The following is a 19,490-nucleotide window of genomic DNA, read 5'->3' as shown; positions in this document are numbered from 1 at the left end:
TCGACGGCGCGTCTCGGCAGATGCATCGCCAGTTGCACTTTCGCGCAAACCCGGCGCGCGCTACGTCTTGTCGTCGTTGTTGCGCGGGAAGCCGCCGCCCTGCGGGAAGAGCGGGAACACCACGTCGTCCAGTTTCTCGGCGTCGCCCGCCGTCTTGTTTACGGTTGCGCCCCAGACGTTTCCATCCGGTGACATGCGCAGCGCCCACGCGTGCGCGTGCGTGTCCTTGCGCACGACGTCGGGTTCACCGGTGACCGCGCCCGTCGTCGGAGCCAGCCGGACCGCCACCGTCAGCTTGGTGTTGATCAGGTTCACCAGCACGGTGCCGTCCATCGCCGCGCAACCGGCCACGCCGGGTTTGTCCGGCCAGGTCCACACCGTGGAGACGTCCGACGTTTTGGTGATGCGCTGCAACCGATCCGCGGTCGGGGTGCGGTCGGCGACATACAGCGAGCCGTCGACCGGGTCGGTGCACAAGCCGCCGCCCGAACCCACGCCGGACAGCGCCGTGGTGGGCGGGGCCTGACCGACGGTGGTCGGCTGCTCGATGCGCAGCACCTTGCCGGCCAGCGAATTGGGGTCCGCGGCCATCGCCGGGTTACCGGCGTCGCCGGTCAGCACGACCAGCGTGGTGGGGCTGGTGAAGATCAACGCCCCGGTGTTGCCGGTGGCGCCCTTGGGGATCCCGGTCAGGATGTCCTTGGGGATGTCGCCGTCGGCGATGCGAATGACCCGGTTGTCGGTCGGGGTGCTGACGTAGGCGTACATCAGGCGGTCTTGGGTGTAGGTGGGCGACAACACGATGTCCATCAACCCGCCATCCCCGGACGGGTCGACCGGGATGACCATCTTCACCTTCGGCTCGGCGCTGACCGAGATCTCCTTGACCGCTCCGGTGGTGCGCTCGGCGACCAGCGCGGTTTTGCTGTCGGGCCCCATAATCAGCCCGCTGGTGCTCTCCAGGCAGCCCTGCATGACCCCCGGCGCCGGGCAGGCCTTCGGGAACGGGGTGGGCGGCAGCGGCGGCGGCGGGGGCGGCGTCGAGCTCGGCTGCGGCTTCAATTCCGGGGCGGTCGTGAACGGTTGTGATTGCGCGTCGTTGAAGCGCGCGCACCCGCTCGTCACCAGCACGAGGGCACACAGCGCGGCGAACCCGCGCCGCACCGACCGCCCCGATCGCCCTAGTCGCATGACCGTCAGGCTACGGACACCGCCGCCGCCGCCGCCACACGCGTCCCGCTCGCCCGCCGCCGAACCCGCGATCGGATCCCGCTTTCCGCCGGGTGCCGACGGGCCCCGAATCGTGCCTTCCGGCCCCTCCAGACGGGCTCGCAGGCCGATTTCGGACCGATCCGGGCGTTTTTGGCGGGCAAACCGTCGATTGCCTGGCGAAAGCGCCGCTCAAATCCCCAATTCGGGGCCAACTGCCCTTACCCTGACACCCGTGACCAGTCAACCGAATGACGCAGATTGGCAGCGGCCCGGCGAATCCCCGGAGTCGACCCCGGGACGCCCCGCCTCGGCGCGCCTGGTCGACCCCGAAGACGATCTGACCCCAGTCGGCTACCCCGGTGACTTCAACCCGTCCACGGGAACCACCACCGTCATCCCCTACGGCGCCGCCGCGGCGATGGCCGGCTCCGGGGCCTCGGGTTACAACCTGCTCGAACACCAGGAGCCGCTGCCGTACGTCCAGCCGCATTCGGCGGCCCGGCACGCGGCGCCGGAGTCCACCGACATCGACGACGACGAGCACGACGACCGGTTGCACGACGTCGGGCGGCGCGGAACCCAGCATCTGGGTTTGCTGGTGTTGCGGGTCGGGCTTGGCGTGGTGCTCGGCGCCCACGGGCTGCAGAAGTTGTTCGGCTGGTGGGGCGGTTCGGGAGTGACCGGGTTCAGGAACTCGCTGTCCGACGTCGGCTACCAGCACGCCGACATCCTCGCCTACGTGAGCGCCGGCGGCGAGCTCGTGGCCGGTGTGCTGCTGGTGCTGGGCCTGTTCACGCCGCTGGCCGCGGCCGGCGCTCTTGCGTTTTTGATCAACGGCCTGCTGGCCACCGTCTCGGCGCGGCCGCACACGCACACCTTCTCGTACTTCCTGCCCGAGGGGCACGAATACCAGATCACCCTCATCGCCGTGGCCGCCGCGGTCATCCTGTGCGGACCCGGCCGCTACGGTCTCGACGCGCGCCGCGGCTGGGCCCACCGGCCGTTCATCGGGTCGTTCGTCGCCCTGCTGGCCGGCATCGCCGCCGGCATCGGCGTGTGGGTGGCGCTCAACGGCGTGAACCCGATCGGCTGAGCTGGGCCGCCGTCACTGATAGGGGTTGGGAACCCGCCCCGCGCTGGCCGCGGTGAGCTCCGGCAGCGTCGAGAAGCTGACCGCCGGCAATCGCAGCTCGGCGCCGCTCTTGAGGCGCGCCCGTGCCCAGGAACCGCGATGGAAACGCAGCCCGTCGATGTCGTCCCAGCGCACCGTCTGGCTGCCCAGCAGCGTGCGGACGGTGACACCGCGGTCGTCGGCGACGGTGCGTAACCGGACGATCATCGCCGACAGCACCACCGGAATGATCAACAGCGGCGCGGACGGCGGCCACAGCATCACCGGGATCAGCAAGCCCAGGGCCAGGAATCCGACCGCGAGGTGCGCGATGGGGGACAGCTTGATCACGAGAGGTGTTCGGGAAGACGAACCGGTAGCCACCCGACCATCATTTCACCCGGGGCGCCCGGCGGATCCCGCGAGCGGCCAGGCGGCGGCGCGCGCCCAACCCGGCTGGTGACGGTGACGGATTTGACTGCTGAGCTGTGCGAAGACTACCGTCGAGCGCTATGGATACCGCCGGAAAGCCCGGGATGCTCGTAGTAATTAGGCGCGTTGGTGCCTGACTTGCCTTTGAGCATTTGAAGCAATCCAGCACCAACGCGCAACCCTCGTGCAGCAGATGAGCTGTCGGGGGTTTTTTGTTGCCCCCGCGAGATTCCCAGAGTGAATAAGGACTGAACGACAGTGAGCGCTCCCACCAGGCGGCCCGCCCCCGACACACCGGGCGCCGCCGACATCGCCACCGACGCGGTGAAGCCGGCCGCGAAGTCTGCCAACGGCAAGCCGAAACGCATTGGGCCCGAGCAACTTACCGGCGCGCAGTCGGTGATCCGGTCGCTGGAGGAACTCGACGTCGACGTCATCTTCGGCATCCCCGGCGGCGCGGTGCTGCCGGTCTATGACCCGCTGTTCGACTCAAAGAAGCTGCGCCACGTGCTGGTCCGCCACGAACAGGGCGCGGGTCACGCCGCCAGCGGCTACGCGCACGCCACCGGCAAGGTCGGTGTCTGCATGGCGACTTCCGGCCCCGGGGCCACCAACCTGGTCACCGCGCTGGCCGACGCCCAGATGGACTCGATCCCCGTCGTCGCGGTCACCGGCCAGGTGGGGCGCACGCTGATCGGCACCGACGCCTTCCAGGAAGCCGACATCTCGGGCATCACGATGCCGATCACCAAGCACAACTTCCTGGTCCGCTCCGGTAACGAGATCCCGCAGGTGCTCGCCGAGGCCTTCCACATCGCCTCCTCGGGCCGCCCCGGCGCGGTGCTCGTCGACATCCCCAAGGACGTGCTGCAGGGCCAGTGCACGTTCAGCTGGCCGCCGCGCATCGATCTGCCCGGATACAAGCCGACCGTCAAGCCGCACAACCGGCAGATCCGCGAGGCCGCCAAGCTGATCGCCGCGGCCCGCAAACCGGTGCTGTACGTGGGCGGGGGTGTCATCCGCGGGGACGCGACCGAGCAGCTGGCCGAGCTGGCCGAGCTGACCGGCATCCCGGTGGTGACCACGCTGATGGCGCGCGGCGCGTTCCCGGACAGCCATCGTCAGCACATGGGCATGCCCGGCATGCACGGCACCGTCGCCGCGGTGGCGGCCCTGCAGCGCAGCGACCTCCTGATCGCGCTGGGCACCCGCTTCGACGACCGGGTGACCGGGAAGCTGGACACCTTCGCGCCCGAAGCCAAGGTCATCCACGCCGACATCGACCCGGCCGAGATCGGCAAGAACCGCCACGCCGACGTGCCGATCGTCGGTGACGTCAAGGCCGTCATCGCCGAGCTGGTCGAGCAGCTCCGCCACGACGGGGTGCCCGGCAAGATCGACATGACCGAGTGGTGGGCCTACCTCGACGGGGTTCGGTCCACGTATCCGCTGAGTTACGGACCGCAGAGCGACGGCAGCCTGGGCCCGGAATACGTCATCGAGAAGCTCGGCCAGATCGCCGGCCCGGACGCCATTTACGTCGCCGGCGTCGGCCAGCACCAGATGTGGGCGGCCCAATTCATCTCCTATGAGAAGCCGCGCACCTGGCTCAACTCCGGCGGCCTGGGCACCATGGGGTTCGCCATTCCGGCCGCCATGGGCGCCAAGATGGCCCGCCCGGACGCCGAGGTCTGGGCGATCGACGGCGACGGCTGTTTCCAGATGACCAACCAGGAGCTGGCCACCTGCGCGATCGAAGGCGTGCCGATCAAGGTGGCGCTGATCAACAACGGCAACCTGGGCATGGTCCGCCAGTGGCAGACGCTGTTCTACGAAGAGCGTTACTCGCAAACGGATCTGGCCACGCATTCGCACCGCATCCCGGACTTCGTGAAGCTGGCGGAGGCGCTGGGCTGCGTCGGGTTGCGTTGCGAGCGTGAGGAAGACGTCGCCGACGTGATCGAGCAGGCGCGGGCGATCAACGACCGACCGGTCGTGATCGACTTCATCGTCGGCGCGGACGCGCAGGTGTGGCCGATGGTCGCCGCCGGCACCAGCAATGACGAGATCCAGGCGGCCCGCGGGATCCGCCCGCTGTTCGACGACGAGAGTGAAGGGCACGCCTGATGAGTCCGCAAACCCACACTCTGTCGGTGCTGGTCGAAGACAAACCCGGTGTCCTCGCCCGCGTGGCCGCGCTGTTCTCGCGGCGCGGCTTCAACATCGAGTCCCTGGCGGTCGGCGCGACCGAGCAGAAGGACATGTCCCGGATGACGATCGTGGTCTCCGCCGAGGAGACCCCGCTCGAACAGATCACCAAGCAGCTCAACAAGCTGATCAACGTCATCAAGATTGTCGAGCTCGACGACGACAACTCGGTGTCGCGGGAATTGGCGATGATCAAGGTGCGCGCCGACGCCGGCACCCGCAGTCAGGTGATCGAAGCGGTGAACCTGTTCCGCGCCAAGGTGATTGACGTTTCCACGGAGGCGCTGACGATCGAGGCGACGGGCGACCGCGGCAAGATCGAGGCGCTGCTGCGGATCCTGGAACCGTTCGGCATCCGTGAAATCGTGCAATCGGGAGTGGTGTCGTTGTCTCGCGGTCCACGCGGAATCGGCACGGCCAAGTAACACACAAGGAGATATTCAACAGTGGCACTAGAAATGTTCTATGACGACGATGCGGACCTGACCATCATTCAGGGTCGCAAGGTCGGGGTCATCGGATACGGCAGCCAAGGGCACGCGCACTCGCTGAGCCTGCGCGACTCCGGCGTGCAGGTGAAGGTGGGCCTGAAGGAGGGTTCGAAGTCGCGGCCCAAGGTTTCCGAGCAGGGCCTGGACGTCGACACCCCCGCCGAGGTCGCCAAGTGGGCCGACGTGATCATGCTGCTGGCGCCCGACACCGCGCAGGCCGACATCTTCAAAAATGACATCGAGCCGAACCTGAAGCCCGGTGACGCGTTGTTTTTCGGTCACGGCCTCAACATCCACTTCGACCTGATCAAGCCGCCCGCCGACGTCACCATCGCCATGGTCGCGCCCAAGGGGCCCGGTCATTTGGTGCGCCGGCAGTTCGTCGACGGCAAGGGTGTGCCCTGCCTGATCGCGGTCGACCAGGACCCGTCCGGCAAGGGTGAGGCGCTCGCCTTGTCCTACGCCAAGGCCATCGGCGGTACCCGCGCCGGCGTCATCAAGACCACCTTCAAGGACGAGACAGAGACCGACCTCTTCGGTGAGCAGGCCGTCTTGTGCGGTGGCACAGAGGAATTGGTGAAGACCGGTTTCGACGTGATGGTCGAGGCGGGCTACCCGCCGGAGATGGCGTACTTCGAGGTGCTGCACGAGCTCAAGCTGATCGTCGACCTGATGTATGAGGGCGGCATCGCCCGGATGAACTACTCGGTGTCCGACACCGCGGAATTCGGCGGGTATCTGTCGGGGCCCCGCGTCATCGACGCCGGCACCAAGGACCGGATGCGGGAGATCCTGCGCGACATCCAGAACGGCGACTTCGTCAAGAAGCTGGTCGCCAACGTCGAGGGCGGCAACAAGCAGCTCGAGCAGCTGCGCAAGGAGAACGCCGAGCACCCCATCGAGGTCACCGGCAAGAAGCTGCGCGACCTGATGAGCTGGGTCGACCGGCCGATCACCGAGACGGCTTAGCTTTTCGGCGCCGAGCGTGCACTCAGGGCGAGTTTTCGTCGATTTTTTCGCCGTGAGTGCACGTTCGGCGGGCTAAGAGGCGAGGCGGCTCAGGACGAGGCGAGGCGATCCGCCGTCTCGACCACCCGGCGGGCCAGGTGCTCGAGGGCCTTGTCGGTGGGCTCGTCGAATTCGTTGATGTTGTCGTGGGTGGTGACCAGGCTGACCCCGTACGGGTTGCCGTCGACGAACTTGCACGCATCCGTGTAGCCCGGCGGCACGATGATGCCGCCGAAATGCATCAGCGTGATGTACAGGGAGAGCAGGGTGGTTTCCTGACCGCCGTGCACGGTGTTGGACGACGTGAAGCCCGCATACACCTTGTCGGCGAGCTTGCCCTGTGCCCACAGCCCGCCCAGCGAGTCGAGGAACGCGCGCAATTGCGCTGCGGGAGAGCCGAACCGCGTCGGTGAACCGAAGATCACCGCGTCGGCCCAGACGATGTCGTCGCCGGTTGCCACCGGAAGGTCCTTGGTGGCCTCGTAATTCGCCGTCCAGGCCGGGTTGTGGGCGAACGAGGCGGGATCCTGGGTTTCGGCGACGTGGCGCAGGCGGACATCGGCCCCTGCCGACTCGGCCGCCGCGGCGACGCGCTGCGCCATCGTGGTGCCGTGTCCGGTGGCCGAGTAATAGATGATCGCGAGTTTGGTCACGGGGCCAGCTTAGGCATGCCGATCCCGAATTCGCGGCGCAACAGCGTGCGCGCGGCGTAGTAGCCGGCCATGCCGTGGACGCCGCCGCCCGGTGGCGTGGCCGCCGAACACAGGTACACCTTGGGAATGGGTGTGCGCCAAGGGTTTAGCCGCGGAGTCGGTCCCGCGATCGCTCGCCAGGCCGAATTGCCGCCCATCCCGATGTCGCCGCCCACATAGTTGGCGTTGTGGTCGCACAGCCGCGCGGCGGGCACCGCGCGTGCGGCCACCACGACGTCGCGGAAGCCGGGCGCGAAGCGCTCGACCACCGCGGTCACGGCCTCCGTCGGATCGACGGTGGACCCCGACGGCACGTGGGCATAGCTCCAGAACGGGCGGCGTCCGTTCGAGTCGATGCGGCCCGGGTCGGCGACGTGCGGAGAGGCGGCCAGCACCATCGGCCATTGCGCGTGCCGGCCGGCGGCGATCTCGGCCTCGGCGCGGGCCATCTGGGCCCGGGTGCCGCCGAGATGCAGGGTGGGGGCCTTTCGTAGCCGCGGGTCCGCCCAGGGGATCTCGTCGGCCAGGACGAAGTCGACCTTGGCCACCCCCGGGCCAAACGTGTAGCGCCGCAACGCTTTGGCGTAGCGCCTCGGGAGGGAGTCGCCGTAGATCCGCAGCAGCGCGGTCGGCGCCGTGTCGAAGGCGACGACCCCGCCAGGCGGCGAAGTGACCTCCGTGCCCGCCGTCAGCTCGCCGCCGTGAGCGCGCAGGTCGGCGATCAGTGCGTCGGTGATCGCCTGGCTGCCCCCCACCGGAATCGGCCAGCCCACCGAATGCGCGAGGGTGGCCAGCATCATCCCGGCACCGGCCGCCGTCAACGACGGCATCCGCGAAATGATATGGGCGGCAACACCGGTGAACAGGGCGCGGGCGTCCTCGCCGGTCAGCGAACCCCACGCCGGGGTGCCCTGGGCCAGCATCCGCACCCCGAGCCGCCACGCCGACGGCACGGAGTTCGGCACCGACCGCTTGTCGCCCAGCAGCAGGGCCACCACGTCGTCGGAGCGCTCGACCAGCGGGCCGAGCAGGCGCCGGAATGAGGCGCCGCCCTCCAATTCGGCGCAGGTGCGGTCCAGGTCGCGGTACGCGATGGCCGCCGGGCGGCCCGGCAACGGGTTGGCGTACGAAATCTCGGGGACCGCCAATTGCACGCCGCGCGCGGGCAGGTCGAACTCCATGAAGAACGGCGATGCCAGCGCCAACGGGTGCACCGCCGAGCAGATGTCGTGCACGACGCCCGCGGAATCGGGATCGGTCGCGGTGCGCGCACCCCCGCCAAACGTCGGTTGAGCTTCGACGACCTGCACTTTCAGGCCGGCCCGGGCGCAGATTACGGCGGCGGTCAACCCGTTGGGTCCGCTGCCGACGATGGTGACGTCCACCCGTCAATTACAGCCGATAGGCTGGCCGGGTGAATTTGCCTGTTGTACTCATTGCCGACAAGCTCGCTGAATCAACCGTCGCGGCCCTGGGCGACCAGGTCGAGGTGCGCTGGGTAGACGGGCCCGATCGCGAGAAACTGTTGGCGGCCGTGCCTGAGGCCGACGCGCTGCTGGTGCGCTCGGCCACCACCGTCGACGCTGAGGTGCTCGCGGCGGCCCCCAAGCTGAAGATCGTCGCCCGCGCCGGGGTCGGCCTGGACAACGTCGACGTGGACGCGGCCACCGAGCGCGGTGTCCTGGTGGTCAACGCGCCGACGTCGAACATTCACAGCGCCGCCGAGCACGCGCTGGCGCTGCTGCTCTCCGCGGCCCGCCAGATCCCGGCGGCCGACGCCTCGCTGCGCGAGCACACCTGGAAGCGGTCGTCGTTCTCGGGCACCGAGATTTTCGGCAAGACGGTGGGCGTCGTCGGGTTGGGCCGCATCGGGCAGCTGGTCGCCCAGCGGCTCAGCGCCTTCGGCACCCACCTGATCGCGTATGACCCTTACGTGTCGCCGGCCCGCGCCGCGCAGCTGGGCATCGAGCTGTTGACGCTCGACGAACTGCTGGCCCGCGCCGACTTCATCTCGGTGCACCTGCCCAAGACGCCCGAAACGGCCGGACTGATCGGCAAGGACGCGTTGGCGAAAACCAAGCCGGGCGTGGTCATCGTCAACGCCGCCCGCGGCGGCCTGGTCGACGAGGCGGCGCTGGCCGACGCGGTCCGCAGTGGCCACGTGCGCGCGGCCGGCCTTGACGTGTTCTCCAAGGAGCCGTGCACCGACAGTCCGCTGTTCGAGCTGCCGCAGGTGGTGGTCACACCCCATCTGGGGGCCTCGACTGAGGAGGCCCAGGATCGGGCCGGCACCGACGTCGCGGCGAGCGTGAAGCTCGCGCTGGCCGGGGAATTCGTTCCCGACGCCGTCAACGTCGGCGGCGGGGTGGTCAACGAAGAGGTGGCGCCGTGGCTGGACCTGGTGCGCAAGCTCGGCGTGCTGGCGGCCACCCTTTCCGACGGTCCGCCGGTGTCGTTGTCGGTGCAGGTGCGCGGCGAGCTCGCATCCGAAGACGTTGAGGTGCTGAAACTTTCGGCTCTGCGGGGGTTGTTCTCGGCCGTCGTCGAGGGTCCGGTGACGTTCGTCAACGCTCCGGCGCTGGCCGAGGAACGCGGCATCACCGCCGAAATCGGCACGGCGTCGGAGAGCCCGAACCACCGCAGCGTGGTCGACGTGCGCGCGGTCGCGCACGACGGCAGCGCGGTCAACGTCGCCGGCACCCTGTCCGGGCCGCAGCTGGTGGAAAAGATCGTGCAAATCAACGGCCGCAACTTCGACCTGCGCGCCCGCGGCATCAACCTGGTGATCAACTACGTCGACCAGCCCGGTGCGCTGGGCAAGATCGGTACCCTGCTGGGCTCGGCCGGGGTGAACATCCAGGCCGCGCAACTGTCCGAGGACGCCGAAGGTCCGGGAGCGACGATCCTGTTGCGCCTGGATCGGGACGTGCCGGGCGACGTGCGGGCGGAGATCGGTGCGGCCGTCGGCGCGAACAAGCTTGAGGTGGTTGATCTTTCATGAGGCGCGCCGGCGACCCGACCACGCGCCGCATGAGCGGCGCCAATGAGGAGGAGCGGCGCCCATGAAGCTGGCGGTGATCGAGGGCGACGGTATCGGGCCCGAAGTTGTGGCCGAGGCCGTCAAGGTCCTGGACGCGGTGCTGCCCGGCGTGGAGAAGACCAGCTACGACCTGGGGGCGCGGCGTTACCACGCCACGGGTGAGCTTCTGCCGGACTCGGCGGTCGACGAGCTGCGCGCGCATGACGCCATCCTGCTCGGCGCCATCGGTGACCCGTCGGTGCCCAGCGGCGTGCTGGAGCGAGGTTTGTTGCTGCGCTTGCGTTTCGAGCTGGATCATCACATCAACTTGCGGCCCGGGCGGCTGTACCCGGGTGTGAACAGCCCACTGGCCGGCAACCCCGACATCGACTTCGTGGTGGTGCGCGAGGGGACCGAAGGTCCCTACACCGGCACCGGCGGCGCCATCCGCGTCGGAACGCCCAACGAGGTCGCCACCGAGGTCAGCCAGAACACGGCTTTCGGCGTGCGACGCGTGGTGGCCGACGCGTTCGAGCGGGCTCAGCGACGCCGAAAGCACTTGACCCTGGTGCACAAAACCAACGTGCTGACCTTCGCCGGAAGGTTGTGGTCGCGCATCGTGGCCGAGGTCGGCCGGGACTATCCCGACGTCGAGGTGGCGTATCAGCACATCGACGCGGCCACCATCTTCATGGTGACCGATCCCGGTCGGTTCGACGTGATCGTCACCGACAACCTGTTCGGCGACATCATCACCGACCTGTCGGCGGCGGTGTGTGGCGGAATTGGCTTGGCCGCCAGCGGAAACATCGACGCCACGCGGACCAACCCCTCGATGTTCGAGCCCGTTCACGGCAGCGCACCGGATATCGCCGGGCAGGGCATCGCCGATCCGACGGCGGCGATCATGTCGGTGGCGTTGCTGCTCGCCCATCTCGGCGAGGACGACGCCGCCGCCCGGGTGGACCGGGCCGTCGAGCGCCACCTGGCAACGCGCGGGAGCGAACGGCTCGCCACCCGCGAAGTCGGCGAACGGATCGCCGCCGGGCTCTAGTCGCGGGCGGCCGCGCGCGAGCGCGCCTCCGACGGCACCACCGGCAGGGCCAGCAACGGAAACAACGCGCACACCGCGAAGGCCAGCGGGTATCCGGTCGCGTCGATCATCTCGCCGAAAACCGGGGGCCCGACCGCCGCGGTGAGTCGCTGAGTGGTGTTCTGCGCGCCCATGGCGCGCCCGCTCCAAAATCGGCCGGCCACTTCCGGAATGGCGGTGAACGCCAAACCGTTGTCGAGCACGGTGATCACCGACGCGGCGACCATCAGCGTCACCGCCATCGCGGAGTGCGCATGATCCGCGATCGCCAGCAAGACCATCACCACGGCGGCGGCCATCGCGATGATGCGGATCGGGCGCATTCGCGATCCCAGGCGGTCGGACCATCTGCCGACGGCGATGCGTCCCAGCGCGCTCAACAGCTGCGAGAAGCTCACCAAGACGCCGGCCGTCGCGATCGACCAATGCTGGTTTTTCATCAACCAGACGAGCATGAACGTCAAGACCACGGTTTGGGGCACCATGAGCAGCGCCGACGCGAAGTGAATGCGCCACAGCACCGTCGTGCCGCGGTACGGGCTGGCCAATTCGGCCTTGTCGGCCGTCGACCGTTCGGGGCGTGCGGGATCGCGCACCCACACGGCGCACAGCACCGCGGACACCGCGCACACCGCCGCGGGGAACAACAGCGCGACCGAGATGTTGCGTTCGCCGAGCTCGGGAAGTACCAAGGCGGCCAACGCGATTCCCAACGGTTGCGCGGTCTGTCGAATCCCCATCGCCAGGCCGCGCTGCTGCGGCGGGAACCACCCCGTCACCAGGCGGCCACTGGCGGTGTTGGCGCTCGCCGCGGCCATGCCGCCACCGAACAGGGCGATCCCTTCCGTCAGCATGGATTCCGGCACCGCCGCAGCGATGAGCGCCGCCGCCGCGGTGAGGGCCAAGCCCGCCGTGAGCACGATCCGCTCGCCGACGATGTCGAGTATGTAGCCCCAGGCGATCAGCGTGACCACCATGCCGAAGCTGGGCATCGCCGAGAGCAGCGCCGCCTCGGCCAGATTGATGCCGCGTACGTCGTTGAGGGCGGGGATCAGAAAGGCGATGCCGTTGATGAAGACCGTCGCGCTCAACGTCGCGATCAGTCCCGTCCCCAGCATCACCCATCGACGCGTCGATGTCGTCTGCACCTATTAATAGTTCTCACCGGATCGTTGCGGCAAACGTCGCTCCGGCCTATTCGGCATTGCGTGGGAACGGATGGCACGCCACCAACGAACGCGACGGACGGTTTGCCGCCGGGCCCTGGTCTCCAAACCGGGCGGCAGCAACCGCGTCGGCACCAGCGGCACCGCCGCCAACGGGAACAAGGCGCACAAGAGCCACGCCGGTGGATATTTCGCGGCCGCGATCAAGGCGCCGAACAGCGGGGGTCCGGCCGCCGCCATCATGCGCTGGGTGGTGTTCTGAATGCCCAGGGCGCGGCCGCTCCAATACGGGCCGGCGAATTCGGTGATGGCAGTGGCCTCCAGCCCGTTGTCGAGCACGGAGATCACCGCGATGACCACCATGAGCCCCGCCTGCCACCGCGAATTCATGTAGTCGGCCCACGCCAGCAAGAGGAGCGCCAACACCGCGACCGCCGCGATGTAGCGCACGGGACGCATCCGCGACCCGACGCGATCGGACAGGCGGCCCACGGCAACCCGGCCGAGCGCGCCCAACAGCTGCGAGAGGGTGACCAACCCGCCCGCGGCCGTAACCGACCAGTGCAGGTTCCTGATCAGCCACACCAGCATGAACGTCACCGTCACCGTTTGCGGCATCATCATCAGGCCCGCCACAGCGTGAATCCGCCACAGCGTCAACGACTTTCGATAGGGACTGGCGAGTTCCTGATGACTCGCGCTCGCGCGCGGTTTCCGGGGCGGGTCGACGATTCCGATCACGCTCGCTATCGCCCCGACCGCGCATGCCAGGGCGGCGAACCTGAGGCCGTGCTGCGGTCCGTGTTCGGCGAGCTCGGGAATTACCATCGCGCCCAAGGCGATTCCCAGGGGTTGCGCGGTCTGGCGGATGCCCATGGCCAGGCCGCGTTGCTGCGGCGGGAACCAGGCGGACACCAGCCGCCCGCCCGCCGTGTTGCAACTGGCGGCGGCCATGCCGCCGAGAAACAGATACACCGACATCAGCACCAACGAATGCGCGGACGCCGCGGCGTAGGCCGCCGCCGCGGTCAGCGCCGAGCCCGTGGCCATCACCACCCGTTCGCCCACCCGGTCGAGCACATAGCCCCACAACACCAGCGTCACCACCATGCCCCAGCTCGGCATCGAGGCAAGCAGGGCGGCTTCGTCCAGCCGGACTCCGCGCACTCGCAGCGACGGGATCAAAAATGCGACGCCGTTGATGAAGAGGAACGAACTCGCCGTCGCCAGCAGCGAAACGACCATGATCGACCAGCGCACGCCCGCGCCGATTTCGGGCGTATCGGTCGAGTCGGTCTGCATTCCCCATGCTTGCATACCACCGGGAAATTTGGCCGCAGGACGTGTGCCGTTGCTGGTCATCGCCTGGCCCGCCACGCCCGGCTTCGCCGCGCTCGCGACCCTGGCTAGGCGGGATCGTCCGGCTCCTCCTCGGGCCGTCCCGGCCCGAATCGTCGCCAGACTAGGTCGGATGGTGACGGCCCGCCACGCCCGGCTACGCCGCGCTCGCGACCCTCACTGGGTCGGATGGTGAGGGCCCGCCACGCCCGGCTTCGCCGCGCTCGCGACCCTCACTAGGCTCAACCGAATGCGCCTTGGTCGAATCGCCAGCCCCGACGGTGTCGCCTTCGTCAGCATCGAAGGCGAACTCGACGACCCCGCCGAGATGATCGCCCGTGAGATCGCCGAGCATCCATTCGGCACGCCGAACTTCACCGGCCGGTCATGGCCGCTCGCCGACGTCCGGCTGCTCGCCCCGATACTCGCCAGCAAGGTGGTCTGTGTCGGCAAGAACTACACCGATCACATCGCCGAGATGAAGGACATGACCGGCCCCGCGCCGGCCGAGCCGGTGATATTCCTCAAGCCGAACACCGCCATCATCGGGCCCAACGTACCGATTCGCCTGCCGGCCAACGCATCACCGGTTCACTTCGAGGGCGAGCTGGCCGTGGTCATCGGCCGGCCCTGCAAGGACGTCTCGGCCGCCCAGGCCGCGGACAACATCCTCGGCTACACCATCGGCAACGACGTGTCGGCGCGCGATCAACAAAAAGCCGACGGCCAGTGGACGAGGGCCAAAGGCCACGACACCTTCTGCCCGGTCGGGCCGTGGATCGTGACCGACCTCAAGCCGCTGGACCCGGGCGATCTCGAATTGCGCACCGAGGTCAACGGCGAGGTCAAGCAACACAGCCGCACGTCGCTGCTGATCCACGACATCGGCTCCATCGTCGAGTGGATCTCGGCGGTGATGACCTTGCTGCCCGGCGACATCATCCTCACCGGAACCCCGGCGGGCGTCGGCCCCATCGAGGACGGCGACACCGTCTCCATCACCATCGAGGGCATCGGCACCCTGACCAATCCCGTGCTCCGCAAAGGAAAATCGTGACTGCACCCGCGAACGTACGCGTCCGATTCTGCCCGTCGCCCACCGGCACCCCGCACGTCGGCATGGTCCGCACGGCGCTGTTCAACTGGGCCTACGCCCGGCACACCGGGGGCACCTTCGTCTTCCGCATCGAGGACACCGACGCCCAACGCGACAGTGAGGAAAGCTATCTGGCGCTGCTGGACGCGCTGCGCTGGCTCGGCCTGGACTGGGACGAGGGGCCCGAAGTGGGCGGCCCCTACGGCCCGTACCGCCAATCTTTGCGCGGCGAGATCTACCGCGACGTGGTGGCCAAGCTGGTCGAGGCGGGAGAGGCCTACTACGCCTTTTCGACGCCGGAGGAGGTCGAGGCGCGGCACCTCGCCGCGGGCCGTAATCCCAAGCTGGGCTACGACAATTTTGACCGGCAGCTGACCGACTCGCAGCGCGCGGCATTCCTCGCCGAGGGCCGCCAGCCGGTGGTGCGGCTGCGGATGCCCGACGGCGACCTCAGCTGGGACGACCTGGTGCGGGGAACCACCACCTTCGCGGCCGGGTCGGTGCCCGACTTCGCGCTGACCCGCGCCAACGGAGATCCGTTGTACACCTTGGTCAATCCGTGTGACGACGCGCTGATGAAGATCACCCACGTGCTGCGCGGCGAGGACCTGCTGCCGTCGACATCGCGCCAGCTCGCTCTGTATCAGGCGCTGATCCGCATCGGCGTCGCCGAGCGCACCCCGCAGTTCGCGCATCTGCCAACGGTATTGGGGGAGGGCACCAAAAAGCTGTCCAAGCGCGACCCGCAGTCGAACCTGTTCGCGCACCGCGACCGCGGCTTCATCCCCGAAGGGCTGCTCAATTACCTGGCGTTGCTGGGCTGGGCCATCGCCGACGACCACGACGTGTTCAGTCTCGATGAGATGGTGGCCGCGTTCGACGTCGTCGACGTCAACTCCAACCCGGCCCGCTTCGACCAGAAAAAGGCCGACGCGCTCAACGCCGAGCACATCCGGATGCTCACCGTCGAGGACTTCACCGCCAGGCTGCGCGATTACTTCGGCGTGCACGGTCATCGCCTCGAGCTCGACGACGCCGGCTTCGCCACGGCCGCCGACCTGGTGCAGACCCGGATCGTGGTGCTCGGTGACGCCTGGGACCTGTTGAAGTTCCTCAACGACGACGAGTACGCGATCGACCCCAAGGCCGCGGCCAAGGAGCTGGGGCCGGACTCGGCCACCGTGCTCGATGCGGCGCTGGGCGCGCTGGACGGCGTCGCGGACTGGACGACGCCACAGATCGAAGCCGCCCTCAAGGCGGCGCTCATCGACGAGCTGGGCCTCAAACCGCGCAAGGCGTTTGGCCCGATCCGGGTGGGCGCCACCGGCACGACGGTCAGCCCGCCGCTGTTCGAGTCGCTCGAGCTGCTGGGCCGCGACCGCAGCGTGCGGCGGCTGCGCGCGGCGCGCGCGACGATCGGTTAGGGGAGACCCAGACCACGCATGCGGACTGCCCCGCGAGACTTTGGTAGTCTGCACTGCGGTTTACCAAAGCCGACAACGACTGGCAGTGGCGGTCCCCAAAGAGCTTGCAAAGGCCCGCAATCGGCGCTGACCAGCAGTTTTAGGCGGCCAATGGGGTATGGTGTAATTGGCAACACAGCTGATTCTGGTTCAGCCATTCTAGGTTCGAGTCCTGGTACCCCAGCAAAATCCGCACCGTTTCAAGCGATTAGGTGGGCTTAGCGCGGTGAGCTATGCTGACTGCTCGGATCGTTTCTGGCCCCGTCGTCTAGCGGCCTAGGACGCCGCCCTCTCACGGCGGTAGCGTGGGTTCGAATCCCATCGGGGCTACAAACTAAACCGCAGTTACTGGTCGTTCCCCAGGACGGCCGGAGCGGTCGATCCACCCACCGGCATCGGCGCCAGGCCCAGTTTGCGGTGATCCCACGAACGAGCGCGGCGGGCCACGATGCGAACACAGACCCGCTTGTTCATCATCTGCTCGACGAACGGCTTCATGTCCTCGGTGTAAGGGCCGGTGTAGCGCTCCCAGACGCTGACCCCTACCCGGTGTGAGACGTCGGGGTCGTCCACGATCTCCGCGACGCCCTCGAAGGACACCCCGCGAAGCGTGTCGTAGGTGTGGCCGTCCTCGATCAAAAAGCTCACCCGCGGGTCCCGCTTGAGGTTGACGGCCTTCTGCGACTTCGCCTTGGTCTCCAGCCAGATCTCGCCGTCGACCACGGCGTACCACATGGCGGTCAGGTGAGGCTGGCCGTCGGGGCCGACGGTGGCCAGCGTTCCGGTGCGGCTCTTGACGACGAAATCGGCGATCTCGTCTTCCGACATGACGATGCTCGCGCGCTGATTGGTTCCCATGCCGGTCAGTCTGTCAGGCCCGCCGCGGCGCTCGCGGAAGGACCTGGGAACTAGAGCCGGCGGGCCATCGCATCGGCGGCGGACAGCAGATCGGCGGCCCAACGCGCGCCCGGACGCCGGCCGATCCGATCGATGGGGCCCGACACCGAGATGGCGGCGACGACGGTGCCGCGGCCGTCGCGCACCGGGGCGGACACGCTCGCCACACCGGGCTCGCGCTCGGCCACGCTCTGTGCCCAGCCACGGCGGCGCACCTCGGCCAGCGTTCGTTCGGTGAATTTGGCCGTCGCCAGCACCGCCTTCTGGGTGGCCGCGTCGCTATGTGCCAGCAGCACTTTGGCGCCCGACCCCGCCGTCATGGGCAGTCGCGCCCCGACCGGAACCGTATCGCGAAGGCCCGCAGCGGGTTCCAGGGCGGCCACACAGACCCGGTCGGTGCCCTCACGCCGGTACAGCTGCACGCTTTCGCCGGTGGTCTCGCGCAACAGGGGCAGCACCGCGCTGCTGGCGGCCAGCAGCGGATCGTTGACGTGCGCCGCGAGTTCGGTGACGGCCGGGCCCAGCCGCCAACGCCCTTCGTCGTCGCGCGCCAACAGGCGATGGACTTCCAGGGCCGCCGCCAACCGATAGGCCGTGGCCCGGGGCAGCCCGGTCCGCTCACACAGTTCGGCCAATCCGCAGGGGGATTGGGCGACGCTGTGCAGGACACCCACGGCTTTGTCCAGGACGCCGATACCGCTATGCTGTCTCACAAGAAGATACTAGCGTCTCGCATTCTGAGATCACAGCCCGAATGATCGGCGAGCCGCGGATGACGCGAATTGAGGCGAGTTCGATATGGGGAGCGACGCAGGGGCGGCCGCCAAGCCGCGCACGCTGGCCGAAAAGGTCTGGGACGACCATGTTGTGGTCTCCGGGGGTGCCTCGGGGCAGGGGGCCCCCGACCTGATCTACATCGATCTGCACCTGGTGCACGAGGTCACCAGCCCGCAGGCTTTCGACGGCCTGCGCCTGGCCGGCCGGCCGGTGCGACGCCCCGATTTGACGCTGGCCACCGAGGATCACAACGTTCCGACCATCGACATCGACAAGCCGATCGCCGACCCGGTGTCCCGCACGCAGGTCGAGACATTACGGCGAAATTGTGCCGAATTCGGTGTGCGGCTATATCCGATGGGCAACCTCGAGCAGGGCATCGTTCATGTCGTGGGGCCACAACTGGGCCTCACCCAGCCGGGCATGACGATCGTCTGTGGGGACAGTCACACCTCGACCCACGGCGCATTCGGCGCGCTGGCCATGGGAATTGGCACCTCGGAGGTCGAGCACGTGCTCGCGACCCAGACGTTGCCGCTGCGGCCGTTCAAGACGATGGCGGTCAATGTCGACGGGAAATTGCCCCCCGGCGTGACGGCCAAGGACATCATCCTCGCGCTGATCGCCAAGATCGGCACCGGCGGCGGGCAGGGGCATGTCATCGAATACCGCGGCAGCGCCATCGAATCCCTGTCGATGGAAGGCCGGATGACCGTCTGCAACATGAGCATCGAAGCCGGCGCCCGGGCGGGAATGGTGGCTCCCGACGCCACCACCTACGAATTCCTGTGTGACCGCCCGCACGCCCCGAAAGGCGCGCAATGGGATGCGGCCATGCGTTATTGGCAGCAGCTGCACACCGACCCGGGCGCCGAATTCGACACCGAGGTCTACCTCGATGCGGAGTCGCTGAGCCCGTTCGTGACGTGGGGCACAAACCCCGGCCAGGGCGTGCCGCTGGCCGCCGCCGTGCCCGACCCCGAACTGATGGCCGACGACGGCGAGCGCCAGGCCGCTGAGAAAGCGTTGGCATACATGGACCTTCGACCGGGTACCCCGATGCGTGACATCGCCGTCGACGCGGTGTTCGTGGGCTCTTGTACCAACGGTCGTATCGAAGATCTCCGCGCCGTGGCCGACATTTTGCGCGGGCGCAAAATCGCCCCGGGGGTGCGGATGCTCGTCGTGCCGGGGTCGATGCGGGTGCGCGCGCAGGCCGAAGACGAAGGGCTGGGCGAGGTTTTCACCGCCGCGGGCGCCGAATGGCGGCAGGCGGGCTGCTCGATGTGCCTGGGGATGAATCCGGACCAGTTGGCGCCGGGCGAGCGGTGCGCGGCGACGTCCAACCGCAACTTCGAAGGGCGCCAGGGTAAAGGCGGCCGCACGCATTTGGTGTCTCCGGCCGTTGCCGCGGCGACAGCAGTTCGGGGCACATTGTCCGCTCCGGCCGATTTGAGCTGACGTATCCGACGTCTGAAGGGATGAGC

The 19,490-nt window shown here is 68.2% G+C and carries 17 protein-coding genes and 2 tRNA genes; 11 read left to right on the top strand and 8 right to left on the bottom strand.

The window, feature by feature from the left end:
* Positions 1-60: 60 nt before the first annotated feature.
* The gene (locus tag OCQ_RS18480) at positions 61-1,191 is read right to left on the bottom strand and encodes a PQQ-dependent sugar dehydrogenase (protein ID WP_080552487.1); all 1,131 of its coding nucleotides are present in this window, start codon (positions 1,189-1,191) and stop codon (positions 61-63) included.
* Positions 1,192-1,444: 253 nt separating this feature from the next.
* Between OCQ_RS18480 and OCQ_RS18475 the strand changes: the two genes are divergently transcribed.
* Entirely contained in the window at positions 1,445-2,305 is an 861-nt protein-coding gene (locus tag OCQ_RS18475; RefSeq protein WP_008259038.1) for a DoxX family protein, read from the top strand.
* A 12-nt stretch (positions 2,306-2,317) separates the two neighbouring features.
* Here the strand turns inward: OCQ_RS18475 and OCQ_RS18470 are convergent, their stop codons facing one another.
* The gene (locus OCQ_RS18470) at positions 2,318-2,674 is read right to left on the bottom strand and encodes a PH domain-containing protein (RefSeq protein WP_008259037.1); all 357 of its coding nucleotides are present in this window, start codon (positions 2,672-2,674) and stop codon (positions 2,318-2,320) included.
* A gap of 405 nt (positions 2,675-3,079) precedes the next feature.
* On the opposite strand from OCQ_RS18470, the gene OCQ_RS18465 reads away from it, so the two are divergent.
* The 3 genes from OCQ_RS18465 to ilvC are packed head-to-tail and all read left to right on the top strand — an operon-like array spanning position 3,080 to position 6,423.
* The gene (locus tag OCQ_RS18465; RefSeq protein ID WP_225324875.1) at positions 3,080-4,882 is read left to right on the top strand and encodes an acetolactate synthase large subunit; all 1,803 of its coding nucleotides are present in this window, start codon (positions 3,080-3,082) and stop codon (positions 4,880-4,882) included.
* The gene (gene ilvN / locus OCQ_RS18460) at positions 4,882-5,388 is read left to right on the top strand and encodes an acetolactate synthase small subunit (RefSeq protein ID WP_008259035.1); all 507 of its coding nucleotides are present in this window, start codon (positions 4,882-4,884) and stop codon (positions 5,386-5,388) included. Before OCQ_RS18465 ends, ilvN begins: the two co-directional genes overlap by 1 nt.
* A 33-nt stretch (positions 5,389-5,421) precedes the next feature.
* Positions 5,422-6,423, top strand: coding sequence for a ketol-acid reductoisomerase (ilvC, locus tag OCQ_RS18455; protein WP_009952794.1), 1,002 nt, complete (start codon positions 5,422-5,424; stop codon positions 6,421-6,423).
* A gap of 89 nt (positions 6,424-6,512) precedes the next feature.
* Here ilvC and wrbA read toward each other — a convergent pair whose 3' ends face one another.
* Together wrbA and OCQ_RS18445 are read right to left on the bottom strand one after the other, a co-directional pair.
* A complete protein-coding gene (wrbA, locus tag OCQ_RS18450) occupies positions 6,513-7,115 on the bottom strand; it encodes an NAD(P)H:quinone oxidoreductase (protein WP_009952793.1) in 603 nt (200 codons plus the stop codon).
* The gene (locus tag OCQ_RS18445; RefSeq protein WP_014380738.1) at positions 7,112-8,539 is read right to left on the bottom strand and encodes a phytoene desaturase family protein; all 1,428 of its coding nucleotides are present in this window, start codon (positions 8,537-8,539) and stop codon (positions 7,112-7,114) included. Before OCQ_RS18445 ends, wrbA begins: the two co-directional genes overlap by 4 nt.
* Positions 8,540-8,568: 29 nt before the next feature.
* Here OCQ_RS18445 and serA point away from each other — a divergent pair, with 29 nt between their 5' ends.
* Positions 8,569-10,155 (top strand): phosphoglycerate dehydrogenase, encoded by a 1,587-nt coding sequence (serA, locus tag OCQ_RS18440; RefSeq protein ID WP_009952790.1) that lies wholly within the window; start codon positions 8,569-8,571, stop codon positions 10,153-10,155.
* Positions 10,156-10,216: 61 nt separating this feature from the next.
* Positions 10,217-11,227 (top strand): 3-isopropylmalate dehydrogenase, encoded by a 1,011-nt coding sequence (locus OCQ_RS18435; RefSeq protein ID WP_009952789.1) that lies wholly within the window; start codon positions 10,217-10,219, stop codon positions 11,225-11,227.
* On the opposite strand, the gene OCQ_RS18430 is transcribed toward OCQ_RS18435, so the two are convergent.
* Complete coding sequence (locus OCQ_RS18430) at positions 11,224-12,414, bottom strand: MFS transporter (protein ID WP_014385483.1); 1,191 nt, start codon at positions 12,412-12,414, stop codon at positions 11,224-11,226. The genes OCQ_RS18435 and OCQ_RS18430 overlap by 4 nt on opposite strands.
* A 3-nt stretch (positions 12,415-12,417) precedes the next feature.
* Positions 12,418-13,734, bottom strand: coding sequence for an MFS transporter (locus OCQ_RS18425; RefSeq protein ID WP_009952786.1), 1,317 nt, complete (start codon positions 13,732-13,734; stop codon positions 12,418-12,420).
* 286 nt (positions 13,735-14,020) lie between these two features.
* On the opposite strand from OCQ_RS18425, the gene OCQ_RS18420 reads away from it, so the two are divergent.
* The 4 genes from OCQ_RS18420 to OCQ_RS18405 all read left to right on the top strand — a co-directional run bounded on the left by OCQ_RS18420 (position 14,021) and on the right by OCQ_RS18405 (position 16,659).
* The gene (locus OCQ_RS18420) at positions 14,021-14,827 is read left to right on the top strand and encodes a fumarylacetoacetate hydrolase family protein (protein WP_009952784.1); all 807 of its coding nucleotides are present in this window, start codon (positions 14,021-14,023) and stop codon (positions 14,825-14,827) included.
* On the top strand, positions 14,824-16,290 hold the full coding sequence (gltX, locus tag OCQ_RS18415) for a glutamate--tRNA ligase (RefSeq protein WP_080588037.1): 1,467 nt from the start codon (positions 14,824-14,826) through the stop codon (positions 16,288-16,290). The genes OCQ_RS18420 and gltX overlap by 4 nt, the downstream gene beginning before the upstream one ends.
* A gap of 151 nt (positions 16,291-16,441) precedes the next feature.
* Positions 16,442-16,513, top strand: a tRNA-Gln gene (locus OCQ_RS18410).
* Between the two features lie 73 nt (positions 16,514-16,586).
* A tRNA-Glu gene (locus tag OCQ_RS18405) sits at positions 16,587-16,659 on the top strand.
* Between the two features lie 15 nt (positions 16,660-16,674).
* On the opposite strand, the gene OCQ_RS18400 is transcribed toward OCQ_RS18405, so the two are convergent.
* Both OCQ_RS18400 and OCQ_RS18395 read right to left on the bottom strand, forming a co-directional pair.
* Positions 16,675-17,187 carry a pyridoxamine 5'-phosphate oxidase family protein gene (locus OCQ_RS18400; RefSeq protein WP_009952782.1) on the bottom strand — a complete coding sequence of 171 codons (513 nt, stop codon included), beginning with the start codon at positions 17,185-17,187 and terminating at the stop codon, positions 16,675-16,677.
* A gap of 50 nt (positions 17,188-17,237) precedes the next feature.
* Positions 17,238-17,939, bottom strand: a complete 702-nt coding sequence (locus tag OCQ_RS18395) for an IclR family transcriptional regulator (RefSeq protein WP_014380734.1) — start codon at positions 17,937-17,939, stop codon at positions 17,238-17,240.
* Positions 17,940-18,024: 85 nt separating this feature from the next.
* Here OCQ_RS18395 and leuC point away from each other — a divergent pair, with 85 nt between their 5' ends.
* Positions 18,025-19,464, top strand: coding sequence for a 3-isopropylmalate dehydratase large subunit (leuC, locus tag OCQ_RS18390; protein WP_008259010.1), 1,440 nt, complete (start codon positions 18,025-18,027; stop codon positions 19,462-19,464).
* Positions 19,465-19,490: the final 26 nt, after the last annotated feature.

The sequence above is a fragment of the Mycobacterium paraintracellulare genome (assembly GCF_000276825.1).
In the GTDB taxonomy this organism is placed as follows: Bacteria; Actinomycetota; Actinomycetes; order Mycobacteriales; family Mycobacteriaceae; genus Mycobacterium; species Mycobacterium intracellulare.
Note: the sequence above shows the minus strand (reverse complement) of the source record. Positions and strands in the feature narration are given on the sequence as shown.

Coding starts and splice junctions, on each gene's coding strand:
- OCQ_RS18420 (WP_009952784.1), top strand. CDS start 14,021: ATGCGCCTTGGTCGAATCGCCAGCCCCGACGGTGTCGCCTTCGTCAGC.
- OCQ_RS18400 (WP_009952782.1), bottom strand. CDS start 17,187: ATGGGAACCAATCAGCGCGCGAGCATCGTCATGTCGGAAGACGAGATC.
- OCQ_RS18480 (WP_080552487.1), bottom strand. CDS start 1,191: ATGCGACTAGGGCGATCGGGGCGGTCGGTGCGGCGCGGGTTCGCCGCG.
- OCQ_RS18425 (WP_009952786.1), bottom strand. CDS start 13,734: ATGCAGACCGACTCGACCGATACGCCCGAAATCGGCGCGGGCGTGCGC.
- OCQ_RS18435 (WP_009952789.1), top strand. CDS start 10,217: ATGAAGCTGGCGGTGATCGAGGGCGACGGTATCGGGCCCGAAGTTGTG.
- ilvN (WP_008259035.1), top strand. CDS start 4,882: ATGAGTCCGCAAACCCACACTCTGTCGGTGCTGGTCGAAGACAAACCC.
- leuC (WP_008259010.1), top strand. CDS start 18,025: ATGGGGAGCGACGCAGGGGCGGCCGCCAAGCCGCGCACGCTGGCCGAA.
- ilvC (WP_009952794.1), top strand. CDS start 5,422: ATGTTCTATGACGACGATGCGGACCTGACCATCATTCAGGGTCGCAAG.